Consider the following 20,987-nt stretch of genomic DNA (forward strand, 5'->3'; position numbering starts at 1 on the left):
TCACCGGCTTTTATATATTCATAATGCCTTATTTTTACAGAGGATATCAGTCCCTGAAGTCGATCACCAGTGATTATAGTGATAACCAGGTCAACTGACTGAATGGGAGGTTGTTCAACATTCTATTGGCGTGGGCTCTACGGGGGCAATGACTCAGGAGTGCTCGCTCAGTAAGAGACCCGCAGATGCAGTCAGTCCGGAGAGGCTGGTCTTCCTGTCTGCCAGGCTGGTCAGTTTCAGCACGGGATGGATTTTATTTTTTAACTGCTGAGGAGCTTTTTATTTATTCAGGACGGATATCTGTATATTAATCACCTTGCGGGGTGTTCTCTATGGTGTGTACTTTAGTATGTCCGGGAAACGTCTTTTGAAAATATCAGCCTGCTGTTCCGGGAATATAATAATTGCCGTCTGTCGGGCCACTTTCCCGGTTAAACGCTATGGTCGGGGATGGCTCCACAAGAGTGCAGGTGACTGACGCTGTGGGCGTTCCCGACAGTCTCTCCCGGACGCTGCTGATAAAAGACTTTTAATCGGTCACGGAACAATATTATATTTATCCACCTTGATGACTATTTCAATGTAACAATGATGCTCCCCCGGTACGGGTATGTTAAACAGGAGTTTATTTGAAAATTATTCTTATGGATCTTGATGGGGTCATCTGCGATAGCAGCCATCGGGCACACCTGGTGCCGCCGGCAGACAGACGGCAGTGTAACGAGGCATGGCACCCGTTTGTGGCAGAATGTGTGAACGATGCGCCCATTAATGCAGGTCTTGAAATGCTGAACGCATTACTCAGTAGCACTCCCGTTTTTATTATCACCAGCAGACAGCAAAACTTCAGTCAGCAGACCCATCAGTGGCTGAAGGGAAGGGTTTCCGGGGCATTGTATCCTGAAATCATTTATCGTGCGGATCATGACCACCGCCCCCCGGCAGAGTATAAGCGCCATGTTCTGCGCAAGTTGATTGCGCAGGGATACGAGATCCTTTTTGCGATTGATGATGATCCACAGATTGTTGAAATGTATCAACAGGAAAACATTGCTACTTTCCAGCCTGTTACCCGTTGTGTGTCCGTCATTCCGGCAACATAGCCGCATCCGTGGCTGATGCCGGTGTAACTTCCCGTAAGTCATAACCCAGGTATCGTGCTAAGGCGTATTACAGGACAGATCCGGACGCGGCAGCGGCTGGCAGAGAGCAGGGGATGATCCTGTCATCGCCTCAGTCATAGTAAGCAGGAATCGATACCTTTTGCTTTTTCTGTCGTGCATGACAGGTGACAACTGACTCTCCTGCTGATGCCGATGGTAGTGCGCAGCGCTCATGACCAAAGACCCTGGCATACTCCAGCAGTTTCTGCCGGTATAGCTGTAATTCTGCAGAGCCGGCCGGTGTTATCGCACGCTCAGTTGGCGGGCGCGTCTGCCGGTTCATAGACAGGGAAGGGAGCGGACGGTGCAAAAGCTCTGTACTTTTACTGGCATCGCTTTGCAGTGCCGCACGGCGCTGGCGTCGCCTGCCTGCGGCAGACCCGTTGAAGGGAGTTTTGCGTGTCACTGTGACCTCCTGAAGCTGATGACGCGTATTGCAGTTGAGCCCGCCAATCTTACAGATATACTGCCTGCAGTAAGCCCCGGCGGCGTAATGTTCCCGGTTTATTCAGTGGGTACGAAAGCCCGGAACAGGTAATAAGTTAAGTAATCTTAAATAATAAAGCAATGATTTATTTAAGTTAAGGAAGGTTTTTGTGTGCAGGATGTTCAGGGATCTTAAGATCAAGGAAAGAGCCCGTCAGGTGGCGGGCGTGTCAGTACTGCGGGATTTTTATCTCCGTCGCCGGTATTTCCGGTGTTCCATCATGGTACCGACAATCCGGATTTCCGAGGAATCAGAACGAAGTATCGGATAATCATCATTCAGCGGAACCAGTTCAAACACTTCATTGCCACCGATGATCCCGCGGGGGCGATACTTTTTAAATAAGGCTTCGTCTTCACCGTTTTTTGCGACAACAAAATCCCCCGGCAGCGGGAAAACATTGGGGTCAATAACCACCGCATCCCCTTCACTGAATTCAGGCTCCATAGAGCAGCCTTTGATGATCAGGGTGAATGCGGAAGACGATAAGTCCAGATTCGTCTGCAAGTACTCTATATTACCCTCCAGGTTCCTTATCGTCGACTCAGGCGTCCATTCTCCCGCCTGTACGTAGCTGATCACAGGAATATGTCTGATATCAGCATGCGCAGGCTCGACATTAGAGGCGGAATTTTCTCCATAAAGAAGAAATTCAGGCACACAGCCCAGTGCCTGGGATAGCGCAATCAGGTTCTCACCTTTGGGACTGGTTTTATCATCCTCCCATTGCGAGATAGCACCGCCTTTCACCCCGATTTTGCTACCGAGGGCGGCCTGAGTGAGTCGGAGCTCTTTTCTGCGCTTACGGATACGCATGCCGATGGTTTCATTTTTCATATTAAGTTATCTTAAATTATCTTGACTTAAGATTCCTTCATCTTTACATTTAAAGAAAACTTAAATAAAAGTTATCCGGGAGCCAGAGTGATGCAATGCGGACACATTGTAACCTGGCCGGCCGTCTCTGACATCACTGAACCCGATGATCCTGCGGACGGGAATGATTGGAAAGATCACATACCGGATGAATTTGCTCTTTAACAACGGCTTTTGCCTGCGTCGCTGAAAAGCGAATTTCTGAACGCCCTGAATCGGACTTTTGGTCCTGCTTTGTAACTACTATTGCAGAGACCTATTACCGGGTTAATGGCATCATATAAAGCCAGATAATTATCTTACTGATAAAAATAAGCAAGATAATACTTTCATAGCTCTTTGTTTTTATGGGAAGTATTTATCCGGTATTTATTGTCTTTAAATGCAACAGATCAATAAGTTGGAACTTTTTAATGTTGACCCCGGTCTTTTTTGGCGGTACATATACGGGTTAGGCAATGATACCCGGAATATACCGGGTGGGTTGCCGGGATGTCCCCTTTCTGATTCAGCGAATTACCGGGGTGCATCTGGTTTGCTAATATTATCCACCCCGCGACAGCGGGGTTTTTTTATCTGCTATTTACCTGTTCTGTAACCCCCCCTCCGATCTAACCTGTGTCCGACTCAGAGTTCGTTTTTAGTAAAGTACGGGCGAAGAAACTGATCATGCCCGTAGTCACCAGTCTTAACAGCTCTTAATTCCTGAAGGCTGTCTTAAATCAGTTAAATTATGGTTGTACTGCCTCACCGCCGGTGTTCATCTGCGGATACCAGTGAGGCGTATTAGTTAAACTGGCAGGGAAAAGTTCCGGAAAGTCAATCGGCCATAAACCCCGGTAACCTTGTCAGCTTCCTGTTACTCCAAGCCCGTTTACTTATCAGTCACTGTAAGACTGAGCCAGAAACCACCGCTATGCCGGTGGTTTTTTAGTTTATCAATAAGGAGATAATGATGATGCGCTGCCCTGTTTGTCAGCATAATTCGCATACGCGAACCAGCCGTTATCTGACAGAAACGGCAAAAGAAATCTACTACCAGTGCCGGAATATAGAATGTTCATGCACATTTAAAACCATTGAAAGTCTGGATAAATTGATCACTGCGCCGGATATTTCGACTTCAGCATCGGGTTCACGGCCACCGGGCTATGAATGAGGCGACAGAAAGGAGAAATATCAGCGGTCTTAAATGATACGGTATGGGTGAGATGCGGGAAGAAGAGTGGTTGAGAAAGAGGGAGATTTCGTGGATTCTGATGATACTTTCCCGGCCGGGCGGGAGATTATTCCGTCGAACTTTATTTCGATTCTTCTCTGCCCGCAGATGAAAATACAGGAAATGAGAGAAATCATCACACGATGGAATGATATTTTCCGTAATGAGATAATAATTGACCTGTTTTTGAAGGATTTTTAGCTTACTTTCCTGTCTAATGTGTTTATTAGTGGTTTTTGCATAAACTGTCTTTATTAAAAGCAAGTTTTTAATTATTATCCATGTCGAAATTAGAAGAATCTTAAATTTGTTATTTTTTTTGGGGAAGATATGTTACAGCTTAAAGATGTTCATGGTAAGCCATTTATAATCAACAAGTTAAAAGTGATTAAGATTGAAGGTTTCGGTAATAAAACCAGAATTTTCATCGAAGGGCAGCCTTTGCCAGTGATAACCAATTATAATTTTACTGAACTTTCAGAAATGATGTTAAGCAGTGGCGGAGTTAATTAAATTTTTTCTGGTGGAAAAGACACCACCTGAGAGAGTTAACACAATCCTGTTGTTGTTTACGGGGTGAAAAATCTTTGACCGGTTAACACCGGTGTACGGCTTATATTTCTTTTTTCTGAAGCAGGAATACTGTCTGCAATTGTTCAGGTATTAACGGATGACTGCCTGAACATTCACTATCAAATTCTTCCGGTAGTTATTCTACGGATTAAGTATAAAGCCCCTTCCGGTGGTCGAAATGCGATCATCCGGCATTATCTTTCTGCAACCCATGAGTTCCTCCTGAAGACAAATCCATGGAGTATCAGTACATAGAGTGTGTTCATTTAGCAGCTCAACCATTCAGGCGGATCTTAATATTTACGATAAAGACAGGGGGTAATTCAGGAAACTCCTGCCGTGAATATACACGACAGGAGGTGGCAGTATTACATCATTAAGCTGTGCCGATTAATGATCAGCCGCTTTTTCTGCTGCAGCAATCCAGGAGTTAAACTCTGTCTGGTGTGCTTTAATCCATCCATCAACCTGCGCGGACACATCCGCACTGGAACTTTCACCATTATGCATGCTCATATTCTGCTGACTGATATCCTGTAAGGGGATTTTCATCAGGCTGAAGAGTTTCTTCGCAGCCGGATTTTTATCTGCCCAGGCTTTATTGACCAGAATATTTTCAACGTTTACATTGAATCCGTAGTTTTTGCCATTCGGCAGACGGGTATCTGTATTTGGCTGGCCGGCAGGGGCGGCAGAGAAGGGTACTGTCAGCCAGACGACATCTTTACCAGGTTTCAGAATATAACTCACCCAGTATGGCGTCCAGGTATAATACAGGATAGGTTTCCCGGCTTTATAGCGTGAAATAACGTTAGCAATCATCGCCGAATAGCTGCCCTGATCCTGTTCTACCGTATTGCTCAGGCCATAGGCTTTGATCTGGGCATCAATCACTTTGCCGCAAGACCATCCTGCCTCACAACCGGTCAGCGAGGCTTTACCGTCACCGGTATCATCAAACAAGCGGGCAATTTTAGGATCTTTTAATTGCGAGATATCGGTGATGTGATATTTTTCTGCCGTTTTCTTATCAATCAGATATCCCTGGGCTGCGCCGGTAATATAAGGACCTGCACGGAAAAAGCTTTTGTCTCCTCCGGCGGAGTTATACATATCAGACTGCAACGGCTCCCAGTCGACGGTCAGGAAAGTCGCATCACCTCTGGCCACAGAGGCATAAGCAACACTATAGTCCACTTCCTGAGTGGGCTTAACATCATAGCCTAGTTTAGCTAGCGCGCGATTAGCTAACTCAGTCTGGAATGACTCTTCTGCCAGCGGACTTTTTACCGCCTGAACGGAAATGCCTTTACCCGGAAGATCCTGTGCAGTTGCGGTTCCGCATAGAGAGAAAATTAATGCAGGGAGAATTATTTTTTTATTCACATGTGGCTCCTGTTGTTCTGATCTTTTTTACGCTAACAATCCCTGGCGCGGAAATCAAATTTAATTACCGATGGACTATAATGCCGATAAATATTCTATTTTCTGTGAAAAATACATGATATCCGCCAGCGTGACGGAATATATAAATCCTCTGCGGCACGATGAATAATTTCGTGTAAAATTTCTCTGCTTATTGTCACCTGCTAAAGTATTGCAGCCAGGAATATCGTTTGAATATCATACGGGCTATATCCTGTTATTTTTACATCAAACAGGGCGCAATTTTCTCCGGAAAACGCGTAGCGGCGGGGGATGTAGTGGAATAGGTGTCATTACAGTCCGGGGGATATTTCTGGCATATTTTCCGGAATTGAAGTTTATCCATTGCGTGGGAAATATCACCGGCATGTCAGGAGCGAATAACCTATATGGGGAAAGGCTTACGCCTTGAAATGTGCTGAATTATGCCAGGTGACTAATATCTGGCAGAATAATACTGCAAAGAGATGGCAAGCAACGGGTGTATTATTCTGCGGATCAATAAATACAGCAGAGCATGCGGCCTGTATCTGTAAATTCGCAGGCGATTTATGTTGCTATAAGGGGAGCAGACAGAGGGGTGGTGGCAGGATGGCACGACACAGGGTTATCCCCAAATCATGGCAGCCCAGCGCAACATCAGCAGACCCAGGCAGATGAAGACCAAAACCAGTACCATTTTTCCGTATTTTTTACTTCGGTTATTTGCCATGCAGCTCAATCCCCGGCGGTCAGTTTTATACTGATATTTACAGTAGCAGAAGCGCCTTTAACAGACAATCAACAGAGTACAGGGGGAATGCATTCCCCCCGTGTTTTAATACTGCTGATCACTCAGAGTTCATTTTTGATCAGGAACTCTTCCCAGCTCATTCCCAGAGCCTCAGCATGACTTTTCAGATAATTCTCAATCGCCGTTGCAGCCACTTCTTTATCCGGCTCGGCAAGCTGGATCGAAAAAATCATCCCATCCAGTTTTTTCTGACGCAGAAATGCGGCGTATATACGTTCGGCCTGTAGTGCACGATAAGCTTCAGGCTCCATACCCGCTTGTTTTGCTTCTTCTTCTGTTATTTCGTTCAGGGCCTGATTAAAATCAGGATGCGCCGAGAAAAACATATCTCGGGCAATCACATAATACTGTTCGGGCGTTTTCATAGCATTCTTCTTATCAACCAACATAGCGTAATTGTATCTGCTCCGCAGACTAATGTCAGGGCAAACTGTGGTAACCTGGCGGGATTTACTGCGGGATATTTGCTCCTCAGGGGCTGCAATAGCATGAGGACTCTATATAATGTCCGGGGAACAGGTTCCGGTGACGGGTTAACAGAGAAAGTATATGAAAAGATGGATGTTATTACCTTTGCTGGCATTAGCTGGCTGTGCGCAGATTGATAATTACCCGCAGGCCGCTAAAGTTCCGGCTCCGGCCGGGATGGCTGGAGTCTGGCAGAGTGACGGACCACAATCAGCGCTGGTCAGCCCTCAGGCGATGGCTTCTTTACTCATCAGTCCGCAAGGGGATACCCTGGATTGCCGCCAGTGGCAGCGGGTCATTGCCAAGCCAGGAAAGTTGTCTCAGATTGATGATGAACTGGTGAATATTAATCGCCAGTTACGGGTCATGTCAGTCACGGTGGAAAACGGGGTAATGCACTACGATGGCCTGACGCTGAAAAAAGTCAGTCAGCCGACCGAAGAGTGCCGCAAAGCCTTGTCCGAGTCCAGGGATCACCCGCAGCAACAGGTTATTCAGGATATTCAGCCAGCCCTCATGCAAAATCACTTTGCGGATGGCAGTACGGCGGGTTGAATGATGTGACCTGCCTGATCCCAATGGCAGGTCAGTTAAACCAATACGTTCACCCGGACACCCCTCTCACGCTTCGCGGTGACACCCCCGCGCAGATCCCGGGTTCCCATGCTATGTCCGGATATCTCTCTGCAGGCATCACCACGGCAAGATGAACACTGCGGGTCGGATAGACATAAGCCTTGCAGGGATGACCGTGTGACGCCGCCTGAAACGATTGGCCGGGAGAACCACTACCGTTCTGCGGCCCGATCTGCCGGGCCACAGACAGGCATCAGCCGATGGTCATCAGGCTGGCGTTACCTCCGGCCGCCGCCGTATTAACGCTCACCGAACGTTCAATCAGCAACCGTTCGCTTAACAGAGAAGTCTCTCCGCGTGCAAACCCCTGCACTGATACGATAGGGCCGTTACGTAACGCGACCTGACGACATAGCAGACTCAACTGGTCAGCATCTCCATGGAAAATGACCGCGTCATAATTATCATCGATTGCTGATGAACTGAGGTCCACCTGTCGCTGTACCTCTGCCGGTAAGGAACCAAGCCACTGACGGTGATTTTCATCGTCAGGCCAAAGAACCCGGCAGCCGGTACAGAGGGCCAGAGCCAGCTGACACAGTGCATCTTCAGAGGTATCCGCCAGACACAAGACCCGCTCCCGGGGGAGCAGGGTATAGCTGTTACGTTCTCCGGTCGGACCGGTTAATATTTTGACGCGCTGGCTCTGATTCTCTTCCGCAAAACGGCGACACTGTTCCGTCAGACGTGTGTTTTCCAGGGTCTGAGCGTATGAGCTCAGTGCGACAAACGGTTCCGGCAGAGTCATATCCGAATCAGGCAGCAGCGAGGGTATCTGTGACAGCGTCACTTTTATGGCGTCATTCGGTCGTGAGGATAGTAACCGGTACAGGTACAGAGGGCCGCCGGCTTTCGGACCGGTACCGGAGAGGCCTTCACCGCCGAACGGTTGCACACCAACGACGGCACCCACCATATTACGGTTAACATAGAGGTTACCGGCATGGATCCCGCCAGTGACCTGGTGGATAGTCTCGTCAATACGGGTGTGAACCCCAAAGGTCAGTCCGTAGCCGGAACTGTTAATGCTTTCCAGCACTTTCGCCAGGCCGTTACGGGGATAGCGCACCACATGTAATACCGGGCCGAAAATCTCCTGCTTCAGGTCAGCAGGCGAATCGATTTCTATTAAGGCCGGGATAACGAAATGTCCCTGGCTCAGGCGGGCCGCTTTCTCGCCCTCCGGGTGGGTAATACGCGAAACGCTAAAGCCTTTCTCCGCCATCGCGGAGATGTGCTCCTCAATCATCCTGCGGGCATCATCGTCGATCACCGGGCCGATATCCGTGGACAGATATTCCGGATTCCCGATCCGGTACTCTGCCATCGCGCCACGCAGCATCGTCAGGGTATGGTCAGCCACATCCTCCTGAAGACACAGCAGTCGCAGTGCGGAGCAACGCTGGCCGGCACTGTCGAAGGCGGAAGCTACCACATCAAGCACCACCTGTTCTGTCAGTGCCGAAGAGTCGACTACCATAGCATTCATTCCGCCGGTTTCAGCAATCAGTGGCACCGGCTGACCTGACGGGTCAAGACGCCCGGCAAGATTACGTTGCAACAATGCTGCCACAGCAGTAGAGCCGGTGAAGATCACCCCACGGATCGCTTGATCTGCAACCAGTTGTGCGCCGACACTCTCTCCGGCCCCCGGTAATAACTGCAGTACACCGCGCGGAACCCCGGCCTCGTGCAGGATCCGCACAGCCTCCATGGCAATCAATGGCGTCTGTTCGGCAGGTTTTGCCAGTACAGCATTACCGGCGGCGAGCGCGGCGGCGATCTGCCCGGTAAAAATGGCCAGCGGGAAGTTCCACGGACTGATACAGACCACCGTACCCAGCGGGCGGTGCGTTTCATTATCAAAATTCTCGCGTACAGCAGCAGCGTAATAGCGCAGGAAGTCCACCGCTTCGCGAATTTCGGCAATCGCGTTCGGGTAAGACTTTCCGGCTTCACGGATCAGCAGTCCCATCAGGATTTGCATCTGTCCTTCCATACGGACGGCAGCATCCTCCAGGATCGCCGCTCTTTCCTGCGGCGGAGTGGCAAACCAGATAGAGGAGGCCCGGGTACTGGCCGCAATCGCTGCAGTGACTTCCTGTGAGGTTGCCTCACGTACGCTACCTACGACATCCCGGGGGGCAGCCGGGTTGACGACCGGCAGCACAGGGTGTTCTCCGGAGCCCGGCGGCGCATCGATCAGTGGCTCAGCCAGCCAGTGGCGGGAGGCGCTGTTGAGTAAGGCACTGGATAACGAGGCCAGCCGGTGTTCGTTCGCCAGATCCAGACCTTCTGAATTCTTACGTGTGTCACCGTATAAATCCCGGGGTAACGGGATTTTCGGATGAGGCAGACCTGCGGCACCTTCTTCGGCGGCCAGCGTATCGGTAGCAAGTACCGGGTCAATAATCAAATCCTCCAGCGACAGGCTCTTATCGGCAATACGGTTAACAAACGAAGTGTTTGCCCCGTTTTCCAGTAACCGGCGTACCAGATAGGCCAGCAGTGTTTCATGTGTTCCGACCGGGGCATAAATACGGCAGGGGCGATTCAGTTTGCCTTCTGACAACGGACCGACGACCTGTTCGTATAACGGCTCGCCCATCCCATGCAAACACTGGAATTCATACTGACCGGGATAATAGTTATTCCCGGCTAACTGATAGATAGCCGCCAGACTCTGGGCATTATGGGTCGCGAATTGCGGGTAAATCAGATTCGGGACAGACAGCAATTTGCGGGCACAGGCCAGGTAGGAGACATCGGTATAGACTTTACGGGTATAGACCGGATAACCTTCCAGCCCCTCAGTCTGAGCACGTTTAATTTCGCTATCCCAATATGCCCCTTTGACCAGACGGATCATCAGTCGGCGGTGGCTGCGACGGGCAAGATCAATCAGTGAATCCACCACAAACGGGCAACGTTTCTGATAGGCCTGGATAACGAAACCAATGCCATTCCATCCTTCCAGTGCGGGCTCGAAACAGAGTTTTTCCAGCAAATCGAGTGACAGTTCCAGCCGGTCAGCTTCTTCTGCATCAATATTAATACCGATATCGTATTCACGGGCCAGCAACGTCAGTGATTTCAGCACCGGATACAGCTCATCCATGACACGGTCATACTGTGCGCGCTGGTAACGCGGGTGCAGGGCTGAAAGCTTGATAGAAATTCCCGGACCTTCATAAATCCCGCGGCCATTTGAGGCTTTACCGATGGCATGGATCGCCTGCTGATAAGAAAGCAGATAAGCCTCGGCGTCTTTACGGGTCAGAGCCGCTTCACCCAGCATGTCATAAGAGTAACGGAAGCCTTTATCTTCAAGACGCCGTGCATTAGCCAGAGCTTCAGAGATAGTCTCACCGGTGACGAACTGTTCACCCATCAGACGCATTGCCATATCCACCCCTTTGCGGATCACCGGTTCACCGCTTTTACTGATAATACGGTTTAGTGATCGTGACAGGCTGGCTTCGTTATGGGTAGCGACCAGTTTTCCGGTGACCAATAGCCCCCAGGTAGCGGCATTGACAAATAACGAGGTGCTGCGCCCGAGATGTGATTGCCAGTTACCGTGGCTGATTTTGTCGCGGATCAGTGCATCCCGGGTGGGTTTATCGGGGATCCTTAATAGCGCCTCAGCGAGACACATCAGTGCGACACCCTCCTGAGAAGACAAAGAGAACTCCTGCAACAGCCCCTGAACCATCCCGGCACGGCCGCCGCTGGATTTTTGCTGGCGAAGGTTTTCGGCGAGCTTATGTGCCAGCTGATGGGTTTTTTCTGACAGCGCTGGTGTCAGGCGTGCCTGTTCCAGGATCATCGGGACTGCATCGGTTTCCGGCCTGCGCCATGCAGCAGTGATCGCTGCACGGATCACTGACTGAGGGAGTACCTGTTCGGCAAAATCCAGGAAAGGTTGCACCGGTTCGTTTTTCTCCGTGGTTTTATCCGGTTCATTACCGGTGCCGGAGAGTTCAGAAAAGAACGGGGTCTGGCCGGATTCTATCGCTTCCAGCAGGTTGAATATGGCCTGACGGATCAGCCAGTGTGGCGTCCGGTCTATTTTACTCGCGGCTTTTTTCAGACGTTCCCGTGTTTCTTCATCCAGTTTAACACCCATCGTGGTGGTCGTTGCCATACAGTTCTCCGTCAGTGATTAACAGGCAAGGTTGCACCTCAATATCACCCATGTTGCAACCTGTTGCAACTATGAAAAACTTATGAAACTAAAAAGTGTTACCCGGCGCAACTCTGGCATAGCTCCGGAAAGAGATTTTGAATTATTTGCGACATATTTCCCCATAATTATTCACCCTGTGGCATGCCGGATGCATAAAATACGGGTGAAAAACATGATCCGTCGCAGGTTGTTGAAAAAAAGAGGATGCATCAAGGGATTTTAAATGTTACTTCACTGTTAAAATCAGGGCGAAGAAAAAACAGGCGTAATGAACGGTTTCTGTGCGTGTAATGGACCTGCATATGACTTTTACGTGCTATTCAGCAGGAATTAGCCTGATAATAATAGAAAATGGAGATAAACATGACAGTCAGTACCCCTTTGTTAGTAACATTTATTATTTATATCTTTGGTATGCTTTTGATCGGCTTTTTTGCCTGGCGTTCAACGAAAAACTTTGATGACTATATCCTTGGTGGTCGTAGTTTAGGGAGCCTCGTCACGGCACTTTCTGCAGGTGCTTCGGATATGAGCGGCTGGTTGCTGATGGGGCTACCGGGTGCGATTTTTCTTTCCGGTATTTCGGAAAGCTGGATTGCCATCGGGCTTATCATCGGTGCCTGGCTGAACTGGAAAATTATTGCCGGCAGACTTCGGGTACATACTGAGCATCATAATAATGCGCTGACTCTGCCCGACTATTTCACCAGTCGCTTTGAAGACCGCAGTAAACTCTTACGGGTTATCTCTGCGGTGATCATTCTGGTCTTTTTCACTATCTATTGTGCTTCCGGAATTGTGGCGGGTGCGCGGCTTTTTGAAAGTACCTTTGGTATGAGCTATGAAACCGCGCTCTGGGCCGGAGCTGCTGCGACCATTATTTATACCTTCCTGGGTGGGTTTCTGGCGGTCAGCTGGACCGATACGGTTCAGGCCAGCCTGATGATCTTCGCGCTTCTTCTGACCCCGCTGATCGTTATTTTTGCCGTTGGCGGTATTCCGCAAGCGATGACGGTAATTGAGCATCATGGCCCTGGTTTTACCGATATTGTTAACCGGATGGATGTGATTGCCATTGTATCTATGCTGGGCTGGGGACTGGGTTATTTCGGGCAGCCACATATTCTGGCACGGTTTATGGCCGCAGATTCACATCGCTCTATGGTGGCCGCCCGTCGTATCGGCATGACGTGGATGATACTGTGTCTGGCGGGCGCCGTATCCGTAGGTTTCTTCGGCATTGCTTATTTTGATAATCATCCTGAACTCGCGGGCGAGGTGAATAAAAACGGAGAAAGGATCTTTATTGAACTGACCAAAATTCTGTTCAATCCCTGGATTACCGGGGTTTTGCTGTCAGCTATTCTTGCGGCAGTGATGTCGACACTAAGTTGTCAGTTACTGGTTTGCTCAAGTGCTCTGACCGAAGATTTCTATCGCGCATTCTTTCGCAAAAATGCCGGACAACAGGAACGCGTCTGGATTGGCCGACTGATGGTATTACTGGTGGCTGTCATTGCGATCCTGCTGGCCCGTGATCCTGATAATAAAGTTCTGGGTCTGGTGAGTTATGCCTGGGCCGGATTTGGTGCAGCCTTTGGCCCGGTGATCCTGATGAGCCTTTGCTGGAAGCGAATGAGCCGGAACGGTGCTCTGGCGGGGATGATCGTCGGGGCCTCAACGGTCATTTTCTGGAAACAGTATAACTTCTTTGGTCTGTACGAAATTATTCCGGGCTTTATCGCCGGCTTATTGGCTATCGTCGTATTCAGCTTTATCGGCAAAAAACCTTCCGAAGCTGCGTTACAGCGTTTTGAGAATGCACGCCAGGAATTCCTTAGCGACTGAGGCGCGATTAGCCGTCCGGGGGCTGTATCCGGAGGACGATGACAGAGGACGTTCCCGATACCCTGTGAGAAAAACTCGCAGGCTTTGCTTTGCAAGTGGCCCCCTGTAAATCCTTATGTGGTTACTCTCGTGTTTGAGTGATGAAAGGGGGTGGGGCAGCTCCTGGTGTCATCTTCTCATTGTCATCTGTTTATCACTCTGCGGGAGGCTCGCAGAATATTCTTATTAAAATTTTCTGTTCTGCCGGTCCAGTCACTCTTTGTATACCGGTTAGACAGAACCACTGTAGCTGCCGGTTATTCTTCGGTCCCTGTTTTTTTTCATAGCACTATTTGGGGTTGTATGAAAAATAGCCATAAATAATGCATCTGTTTGTTATAAAAAGATAATGATATCCGATGGCATCGATGTTCAGGCAGAATGAAAAATATCTAATCAGAAATTAAGTAAAAATATTGTTGCATTCCCCGGGGAGCTGGTACAAGTTATTCATTGAGAGTTTCAGTATTACGAAGTTTCTCCGGAGTGTGTGTATGAATGGTGACTGTCGTTATTACATCAGCAACATTTCACTCGCGTCGCCAGACGTGAAGAGGCAGCACACTCAAAAATCCTTTTTCTTACTCAGCTTAATTTCATTACTTCATGTCTCTTTTACCGGTACACGTTTTTTTAACGAGGTACTGTTCTCAATGGCTGTTCGTGGCTCAGAAGGAAGCCTGTAAACCTCTAAAGCGTTCACGTATACGCGCCTGATATTCAGGCCGGAAAATGAAACCAACTGTAAGGTGCCAACATGGGAAGACAGAAAGCAGTGATTAAAGCGCGTCGTGAAGCGCGCCGTGTGATCCGTAATGATTCACGCAGTCATCGTCAGCGTGAAGAAGAATCGGTGACCTCGCTGGTACAAATGGGTGGCATGGATTCGATTGGCATGGCCCGTGATAGTCGTGACCGTTCTGTGATTGCAGCACGTAACGAGGCACAGGCAAATTATCTTTCAGCCATTGAACACAAACAGCTTATATTCGCCACCGGTGAAGCCGGGTGCGGTAAAACCTGGATCAGTGCAGCGAAAGCCGCAGAAGCCTTGTCTAATAAAGATGTCGAGAGGATCATTGTTACACGGCCGGTCCTGCAGGCCGATGAGGATCTGGGCTTCCTGCCTGGTGATATTTCTGAGAAATTCGCCCCGTATTTTCGTCCGGTTTATGATGTGCTGGTAAAACGCCTGGGCGCGTCCTTCATGCAATATTGTCTGCGCCCGGAAATCGGTAAAGTTGAGATTGCACCTTTTGCGTACATGCGCGGGCGGACGTTCGAGAATGCGTTTGTGATTCTTGATGAAGCCCAGAACGTCACCGCGGCTCAGATGAAGATGTTTCTGACCCGCCTGGGCGAAAATGTCACTGTTATCGTCAACGGCGATATTACCCAGTGTGATTTACCCCGGGGAGTCACATCCGGCCTGGCGGATGCATTACAGCGCTTTGAGGAAGATGAGCTGGTCGGCTTGATCCGTTTCGATAAACAGGATTGCGTCCGTTCAGAGCTGTGCCAGCGGACTTTAGAGGCCTATAGCTAAGCTAATCCGGCCAGGTTACCGGCGGTGAAGACTGCCGGCAGAGAAAGTTAATTTCAGAGAGGTCGCCGCGTGATTGCTGCTACCTCTTTTTTGTCTCCCTTGCTTACGCCACAGACTGAGCACTGCACTGATCCTCTGCCCGTTCCCGGCCCTGTCTCTGCGTTTTTTCGTGTTATACACACCCTTTTGTTGGCTGTCACGGGGCACAACACTCACTGCTGGTGGCCCGATGGCTGGCGACTTACTGTCAGGACTCACCTTATTTCTGACCCCTCAGGGTCGCGATTAAGCAGGAGTCTTTTGATAATGCAAACAGAACAATTTGCCGCTGCCGCCGGCATCAGTGGGGACCTGGCATCACGCTGGCTTGAGCCAGTGACCGGGGCGATGGAACGTTTTTCGATTATCCGTCCCATCGATCAGGCCATGTTTATTGCTCAGACCGCCCATGAATCCGGAGGATTCACCACACTGACGGAATGTTTTAACTATACCCCGGAGGCGTTACAACAACTCTTTTCATCTTATTTTACCCCGCAGCAGGCTATGGCCCTGGGCCGCACCGCAGCGCATTCTGCTCAGCAACCACAAATTGCAGAGCAATTATATGGACAGCGGCTGGGCAACCTGACACCGGCAGAAGGCTGGATTTACCGCGGCAGGGGGCTGATTCAGATCACCGGTCGGGAGAATTATTTACGCTGTGCCTCCGGTATTGGCTTGCCGTTGCTCAGCCACCCGGACCTGCTGGCGACCGATACGCCCGCCGCACTTTCCGCCGCCTGGTTTTTCGCATCACAGGGATGTCTGGCTTGTTCCGGGGATCTGGTGAAAGTAACGGAAATCATCAACGGTGGCAGGAATGGTCTTACCGACAGAGCAGAGCGCCTGCAGACCGCACTGACCGCATTGCAGCAGGCATAAATGATGAAAATGAAATCCATTCTGGCCATTGTGATCGGCATTTTCTGGTTACTGACGGTTGTCATAAGCGCAGTGACTGCTTACCGCTATAAAAGCGCTGTCACTGCACAACATCAGGCAGAGAAAGAACAGCAGTATCAGGCACAGGTTATCAGAATACAGAATAACCAGTGGCAGCGACTGAACGAACTTTCTGAAAAAGCTCTGCAAACGAATTTACGCGCAAGTACGCAAAGTGAGGAAAATATTAATGAATTCCGGACTGTTCTCCGTCGCCAGAAAACCTGTGATATTCCTGTGCCTGATGACATTGCTCAGCGGTTGTACCGTTACACGCAAGATTTACGTGCCGGCACAGTGCCAGCCACTGCCGGCAGCGCTGCTGCAACCCGTGCTGGTTCCCTTACCCCCGGACATCTGAGCTATTGTCAGGCCGTATTGTGGATCTACCCTCTGCTGAATGCGATTAATAACGCAAACCATCAGCTACAGGCCATTTCACAGGCAGATAAACTCCGGGTCCGGGGCACGGCCGGGCAGCAGTAACGTCTGATACGGTGCAGCTAAACTGTGCTATCCAGGCCGGAAAACAAGAGTGTTCTATACTGAAGAGTCAGCCATCACATTCAGCAGAGGAAAATGTCATGCCACAGAAGACTGTACTTATCACCGGTGCCGGCAGCGGATTCGGTAAAGAAAGCGCATTATTGCTTGCCAAAGCCGGGTATCAGGTGATTGCTGCCACTGAAACTGTTGCACAAATTCAGCCTCTGAAAGAGACTGCCCGTCAGCAGGGTCTGGACTTACGGGTGGAGAAACTGGACATTACTGACGAGAATGATCGTCTGCTCGCGGCCAGTTGGCCGGTCGATATTCTGCTTAATAATGCCGGTATATCGGAAGGCGGGGCGGTGGTTGATCTGCCTGAAGAACAGCTTCGTCGTCAGTTTGAAGTCAATGTTTTCGGGAGCATTCTTCTGACTCAGCAGTTTGCACGGCAGTTTATCGACCGGAAAGAGGGAAAAATTGTTTTCGTTTCATCGGTCGCAGGGATCACCACAGATCCGTTTGCCGGGGCTTATTCAGCCAGTAAACATGCGCTGGAAGCTTTTGCCGAAGCGTTGCATAAAGAATTGCGTGAATTTGGTGTGCAGGTTGCGACGGTAAACCCGGGCCCGATTCTGACCGGGTTCAATGACCGTATGTTTGAAGCGTGGCAACACTGGTGGCCGGAAGATAAAGAAGATACGGTATTCGACTATTCACAAATTGCATTCCCGCATGAACAGTATCAGCCACATCAGGTATCTGAACTGATTGTAAAAGTGGTGACCGGTGAGGAAACACATTACCGGAATGTTGTTCCGCAAGAGATCACAGAAGATACACGTCGCCAGATGGATGAAATATGGGATCGTAAAGTGACGGATAAGGCTGAGCGGGATCCGCTGGTACAAAAAGCCTATGAACTACAGCCGGAAACTCCCAACGGGAAATAATCTCCGGCGACAGGAAGGACCGTATCCTGTGCAAATCGCAGGATACGGCCAGTGATGTGATAACCGAACGTTTAACGACGTTTGTTTCCGCGGGAGAAGCGGGTTTTACGCCTGTCCCGCAGATAGGAGACAAACAGTACGCCGGCAATGATTAACAGCAGTATGGCGATCCCCGGAAGCAGATAGTTCATCATAATAATGTGCCTTTAGTGTCAGAAAGTGAAATTTTCGGCATTTAAATCAAAGGAATGAGACATAACTACCTGATGACACAATATTTTCTTTACTGTCGGCTGTCTGTGAGGGGTTGTCTTAATTTCACATCCTGCCGGGGGGAGCACATACAGATGTTTTCACCCGATCCTGCTGCGGGAGCAGGTTTACACCCCATTGCAGCAGAGGGGGAGGAAACTTTTTCGTGTGTGAAATTCAGCGTATTCCGGGTATTTCCGCCGGCAGAAAAAGAGGCAGAGACTGAGGAACGGTAATGGTTCATGGCATCAGGACACCGTCTGTCATTTGTCTGTTGTGCTTCGGGGGGATATCGCGGTCTGTTGCAGGTAAAATTCTCTGACTGTAGGAGGCCATTGATGCATCGTCGTACTTTCCTGGCGTGTGTCGCCGCCGGAGTGTTCAGCGGCCGACAAAGCCTGAGTGCAGTGGCTGAGGCGGCCCCCGTGCAGTCACCCCCTGCGGAAGTGATACCGCTGTGGGCGGGGATACCTCCGGGAGGAGGAGGCCCAGGCGGGCCGGTAAAAGTTTCCGGGGATGGTGCACTGAGCCATATTGCCCGCCCCGTACTGAGTGTTTATTTACCGGCTAATCCCAACGGTTATGCGGTACTGATTGCTGCCGGGGGGGGTTATAAACGGATAGAAATGCGTAAAGAAGCTTTACCCGCAGCGGCATGGCTTACCGCCCGCGGTTTTAGGGCCTATGTACTGACGTATCGCCTGCCTGATGAAAATTGGGGGGAGGGTACTCTGGTGGCCTTGCAGGATGCGCAACGGGCATTACGTATTATCAGGCAACGGGAGAAGCACCTGAGTGTACTGGGGTTTTCTGCCGGTGCTCATTTACTGGGATTAGCCGTGACCCGCAGTAATTTTGTCAGTTACCCTCCGACAGATGCTCTTGATTCTCTGCCCGCAAAGGCTGACCGGGCAGCATTAATTTACCCGGTGATCACACTTGAACCTCCCTATACGCATACCTCAACACACCGTATCCTGGCCGGTACAGGGGCTTCTCTGCAGCAGGATGCACAGTGGTCAGTACAGAATTTTGTGACACCGCAGTCACCTCCATTTTTCCTGGTGCAGGCGAAAGATGATCCGGTGTCTGACCCTGAAAATACCCTGATTCTGCAGGCTGCCTGTCAGCGGGAACATGTGCCGGTTGAGTTATTTCGTTATTCCCGCGGCGGACATGGATTCGGTATGGGAAAACCCGGCACACCGACGGTGAGGTGGCCAGCGCATTATGCGAATTGGCTGACGGCATGGCAACGTGCTGTAAGTTAAAGGTGAGGGAGGAGTTTTTTATTATCAGCACGGTGAGTGTTCCGTTCGCTTTGTAATAAGGCTTGCTGCCTGTAATCCGCCGTGGGCGACCGGGCAAAGGGCGCATGGCCGCGCCCTCTGCACTCCCGGCCTTGCGACAGGCCTGCCCGCCGCTGCGCGGTACCTTCACTCATTCATGTGTCCTTTACGGACCGGTCATGATTCGCTCCTGCTCAGCATGACCTCTCGCCGCGTCCCTGCGGCTCGTCCTGGACGTATTCACTCGCTCAGCGGTGCGATGTCGCGGTAATTCACCGGATGGGTAGCCCGAAGAAAACCGGGGGATTTTTCGTTAGCCGGTCTTCGGGTTTTAAACTCATCTGTAATTTTTATCTCAGACCGTGAATATTCCGTTCGCTTTATAATAAGGCTTGCTGCCTGTAATCCGCTGCGGGCGACCGGGCAGAGGGCGCATGGCCGCGCCCTCTGCACTCCCTGCCTTGCGACAAGCCTGCCCGCCGCTGCGCGGTACCTTCACTCATTCATGTGTCCTTTACGGACCGGTCATGATTCGCTCCATGCTCAGCATGACCTCTCGCCGCGTCCCTGCGGCTCGTCCTGGACGTATTCACTCGCTCAGCGGTGCGGTGTCGCGGTAATTCACCGGGTGGGGGCCCGGAGAAAACCGGGGGATTTTTCGTTAGACGGTCTTCGGGTTTTAAACTCATCTGTAATTTTTATCTCAGACCGTGAATATTCCGTTCGCTTTATAATAAGGCTTGCTGCCTGTAATCCGCTGCGGGCGACCGGGCAAAGGGCGCATGGCCGCGCCCTCTGCACTCCCGGCCTTGCGACAAGCCTGCCCGCCGCTGCGCGGTACCTTCACTCACTCATATGTCCTTTACGGACCGGTCATGATTCGCTCCTGCTCAGCACGACCTCTCGCCGCGTCCCTGCGGCTCGTCCTGGACGTATTCACTCGCTCAGCGGTGCGATGTCGCGGTAATTCACCGGGTGGGGGCCCGGAGAAAACCGGGGGATTTTTCGTTAGACGGTCTTCGGGTTTTAAACTCATCTGTAATTTTTATCTCAGACCGTGAATATTCCGTTCGCTTTGTAATAAGGCTTGCTGCCTGTAATCCGCTGCGGGCGACCGGGCAAAGGGCGCCAGGCCGCGCCCTCTGCACTCCCTGCCTTGCGACAAGCCTGCCCGCCGCTACGCGGTACCTTCACTCACTCATATGTCCTTTACGGACCGGTCATGATTCGCTCCTGCTCAGCATGACCTCTCGCCGCGTCCCTGCGGCTCGTCCTGGACGTATTCACTCGCTCAGCGGTGCGATGTCGCCCTGCCAACGGTGCTAAATCTGTTATTAAGCGGATTGGGGTTTTGTTTTAAAACCGAAAAACAGTGGCGATGCCCGGATAGCAGGTTTTGGGGCGCTATCCGCAGCGCCGAACGCAGAGTGACGGCCAGATACCGGTGAGGCAGAAAATAAGGCAATAAATATCCTCCGGCATAGCCGGAGGTTTTTCAAATGCGCCTGTAAGGCTCTCTTACCAGCAGCGCCCTAACAGGCGCATCGCAATCTGACATTTGCATTTTGGATTACTTACGGCCCGTAAACGGGCTTCCCGGATAAGGGATCGACAACTGCTCTCCCATTTTATCCGCTTCGAGCTGGTGCTTTATATATTCCTGTATCTTTTTCGTGTTCTTGCCTACCGTGTCTACATAGTATCCACGGCACCAGAACTCCCTGTTTCTATACTTAAATTTCAAATCCCCGAACTGTTCAT

The 20,987-nt window shown here is 50.5% G+C and carries 19 protein-coding genes; 11 read left to right on the top strand and 8 right to left on the bottom strand.

All coding sequences use genetic code 11. The annotated features are described in order from the left end of the window. Positions 1-629 precede the first annotated feature (629 nt). Positions 630-1,103: a hypothetical protein gene (locus CG67_RS06055; RefSeq protein WP_025902077.1), complete on the top strand. Its 474-nt coding sequence runs from the start codon at positions 630-632 to the stop codon at positions 1,101-1,103. Between the two features lie 130 nt (positions 1,104-1,233). Here the strand turns inward: CG67_RS06055 and CG67_RS06060 are convergent, their stop codons facing one another. Both CG67_RS06060 and CG67_RS06065 read right to left on the bottom strand, forming a co-directional pair. Next, positions 1,234-1,569, bottom strand: a complete 336-nt coding sequence (locus CG67_RS06060) for a hypothetical protein (protein ID WP_025902078.1) — start codon at positions 1,567-1,569, stop codon at positions 1,234-1,236. Between the two features lie 267 nt (positions 1,570-1,836). Then, entirely contained in the window at positions 1,837-2,487 is a 651-nt protein-coding gene (locus CG67_RS06065; RefSeq protein ID WP_025902079.1) for a LexA family transcriptional regulator, read from the bottom strand. A gap of 994 nt (positions 2,488-3,481) precedes the next feature. Here CG67_RS06065 and CG67_RS06070 point away from each other — a divergent pair. The 3 genes from CG67_RS06070 (at position 3,482) to CG67_RS06080 (ending at position 4,258) form a co-directional block, all read left to right on the top strand. Further along, on the top strand, positions 3,482-3,685 hold the full coding sequence (locus CG67_RS06070; protein WP_025902080.1) for an ogr/Delta-like zinc finger family protein: 204 nt from the start codon (positions 3,482-3,484) through the stop codon (positions 3,683-3,685). A 66-nt stretch (positions 3,686-3,751) separates the two neighbouring features. Then, on the top strand, positions 3,752-3,946 hold the full coding sequence (locus CG67_RS06075) for a hypothetical protein (protein WP_025902081.1): 195 nt from the start codon (positions 3,752-3,754) through the stop codon (positions 3,944-3,946). Positions 3,947-4,075: 129 nt separating this feature from the next. Continuing rightward, positions 4,076-4,258, top strand: a complete 183-nt coding sequence (locus CG67_RS06080; protein ID WP_025902082.1) for a hypothetical protein — start codon at positions 4,076-4,078, stop codon at positions 4,256-4,258. A gap of 450 nt (positions 4,259-4,708) precedes the next feature. On the opposite strand, the gene proX is transcribed toward CG67_RS06080, so the two are convergent. The 3 genes from proX to CG67_RS06090 all read right to left on the bottom strand — a co-directional run bounded on the left by proX (position 4,709) and on the right by CG67_RS06090 (position 6,901). Next, positions 4,709-5,704: a glycine betaine/L-proline ABC transporter substrate-binding protein ProX gene (gene proX / locus CG67_RS06085; RefSeq protein WP_025902083.1), complete on the bottom strand. Its 996-nt coding sequence runs from the start codon at positions 5,702-5,704 to the stop codon at positions 4,709-4,711. Between the two features lie 646 nt (positions 5,705-6,350). Further along, a complete protein-coding gene (gene yniD, locus CG67_RS18525; protein ID WP_235501106.1) occupies positions 6,351-6,455 on the bottom strand; it encodes a small membrane protein YniD in 105 nt (34 codons plus the stop codon). 122 nt (positions 6,456-6,577) lie between these two features. Continuing rightward, on the bottom strand, positions 6,578-6,901 hold the full coding sequence (locus CG67_RS06090; RefSeq protein ID WP_025902084.1) for a DUF6388 family protein: 324 nt from the start codon (positions 6,899-6,901) through the stop codon (positions 6,578-6,580). Between the two features lie 184 nt (positions 6,902-7,085). Between CG67_RS06090 and yedD the strand changes: the two genes are divergently transcribed. Then, complete coding sequence (yedD, locus tag CG67_RS06095) at positions 7,086-7,559, top strand: lipoprotein YedD (RefSeq protein ID WP_025902085.1); 474 nt, start codon at positions 7,086-7,088, stop codon at positions 7,557-7,559. Positions 7,560-7,833: 274 nt separating this feature from the next. Here the strand turns inward: yedD and putA are convergent, their stop codons facing one another. After that, positions 7,834-11,787, bottom strand: a complete 3,954-nt coding sequence (gene putA, locus CG67_RS06100; protein ID WP_025902086.1) for a trifunctional transcriptional regulator/proline dehydrogenase/L-glutamate gamma-semialdehyde dehydrogenase — start codon at positions 11,785-11,787, stop codon at positions 7,834-7,836. A gap of 405 nt (positions 11,788-12,192) precedes the next feature. On the opposite strand from putA, the gene putP reads away from it, so the two are divergent. From putP to CG67_RS06130, 5 genes are all read left to right on the top strand, one after another. After that, complete coding sequence (gene putP, locus CG67_RS06105; protein ID WP_025902087.1) at positions 12,193-13,677, top strand: sodium/proline symporter PutP; 1,485 nt, start codon at positions 12,193-12,195, stop codon at positions 13,675-13,677. 796 nt (positions 13,678-14,473) lie between these two features. After that, positions 14,474-15,262: a phosphate starvation-inducible protein PhoH gene (gene phoH / locus CG67_RS06115; RefSeq protein ID WP_025902089.1), complete on the top strand. Its 789-nt coding sequence runs from the start codon at positions 14,474-14,476 to the stop codon at positions 15,260-15,262. 306 nt (positions 15,263-15,568) lie between these two features. Then, entirely contained in the window at positions 15,569-16,186 is a 618-nt protein-coding gene (locus CG67_RS06120; protein WP_025902090.1) for a glycoside hydrolase family 19 protein, read from the top strand. Continuing rightward, entirely contained in the window at positions 16,187-16,732 is a 546-nt protein-coding gene (locus tag CG67_RS06125; protein WP_051546341.1) for a hypothetical protein, read from the top strand. Between the two features lie 98 nt (positions 16,733-16,830). Further along, positions 16,831-17,685, top strand: a complete 855-nt coding sequence (locus CG67_RS06130; protein ID WP_025902092.1) for an SDR family oxidoreductase — start codon at positions 16,831-16,833, stop codon at positions 17,683-17,685. Positions 17,686-17,756: 71 nt separating this feature from the next. Here CG67_RS06130 and CG67_RS18655 read toward each other — a convergent pair whose 3' ends face one another. Continuing rightward, positions 17,757-17,879, bottom strand: coding sequence for a hypothetical protein (locus CG67_RS18655; RefSeq protein WP_256360145.1), 123 nt, complete (start codon positions 17,877-17,879; stop codon positions 17,757-17,759). Between the two features lie 396 nt (positions 17,880-18,275). Between CG67_RS18655 and CG67_RS06135 the strand changes: the two genes are divergently transcribed. Then, entirely contained in the window at positions 18,276-19,208 is a 933-nt protein-coding gene (locus CG67_RS06135; RefSeq protein ID WP_025902093.1) for an alpha/beta hydrolase, read from the top strand. Between the two features lie 1,588 nt (positions 19,209-20,796). On the opposite strand, the gene CG67_RS06140 is transcribed toward CG67_RS06135, so the two are convergent. Continuing rightward, the coding region (locus CG67_RS06140; RefSeq protein WP_025901699.1) for an IS200/IS605 family transposase at positions 20,797-20,987 on the bottom strand (191 nt) is incomplete at its 5' end.

It is taken from the genome of Tatumella sp. UCD-D_suzukii (assembly GCF_000611875.2).
Lineage (GTDB): Bacteria > Pseudomonadota > Gammaproteobacteria > Enterobacterales > Enterobacteriaceae > Tatumella > Tatumella ptyseos.

Bases quoted from the DNA above. Each gene is read 5' to 3' on its own strand.
- yedD (WP_025902085.1), top strand. From the start codon at position 7,086: ATGAAAAGATGGATGTTATTACCTTTGCTGGCATTAGCTGGCTGTGCG.
- CG67_RS06135 (WP_025902093.1), top strand. From the start codon at position 18,276: ATGCATCGTCGTACTTTCCTGGCGTGTGTCGCCGCCGGAGTGTTCAGC.
- putA (WP_025902086.1), bottom strand. From the start codon at position 11,787: ATGGCAACGACCACCACGATGGGTGTTAAACTGGATGAAGAAACACGG.
- CG67_RS06065 (WP_025902079.1), bottom strand. From the start codon at position 2,487: ATGAAAAATGAAACCATCGGCATGCGTATCCGTAAGCGCAGAAAAGAG.
- CG67_RS06125 (WP_051546341.1), top strand. From the start codon at position 16,187: ATGATGAAAATGAAATCCATTCTGGCCATTGTGATCGGCATTTTCTGG.
- CG67_RS06090 (WP_025902084.1), bottom strand. From the start codon at position 6,901: ATGAAAACGCCCGAACAGTATTATGTGATTGCCCGAGATATGTTTTTC.
- CG67_RS06130 (WP_025902092.1), top strand. From the start codon at position 16,831: ATGCCACAGAAGACTGTACTTATCACCGGTGCCGGCAGCGGATTCGGT.
- CG67_RS06070 (WP_025902080.1), top strand. From the start codon at position 3,482: ATGATGCGCTGCCCTGTTTGTCAGCATAATTCGCATACGCGAACCAGC.
- CG67_RS06080 (WP_025902082.1), top strand. From the start codon at position 4,076: ATGTTACAGCTTAAAGATGTTCATGGTAAGCCATTTATAATCAACAAG.
- CG67_RS06120 (WP_025902090.1), top strand. From the start codon at position 15,569: ATGCAAACAGAACAATTTGCCGCTGCCGCCGGCATCAGTGGGGACCTG.
- phoH (WP_025902089.1), top strand. From the start codon at position 14,474: ATGGGAAGACAGAAAGCAGTGATTAAAGCGCGTCGTGAAGCGCGCCGT.
- putP (WP_025902087.1), top strand. From the start codon at position 12,193: ATGACAGTCAGTACCCCTTTGTTAGTAACATTTATTATTTATATCTTT.
- CG67_RS18655 (WP_256360145.1), bottom strand. From the start codon at position 17,879: ATGATGAACTATCTGCTTCCGGGGATCGCCATACTGCTGTTAATCATT.
- yniD (WP_235501106.1), bottom strand. From the start codon at position 6,455: ATGGCAAATAACCGAAGTAAAAAATACGGAAAAATGGTACTGGTTTTG.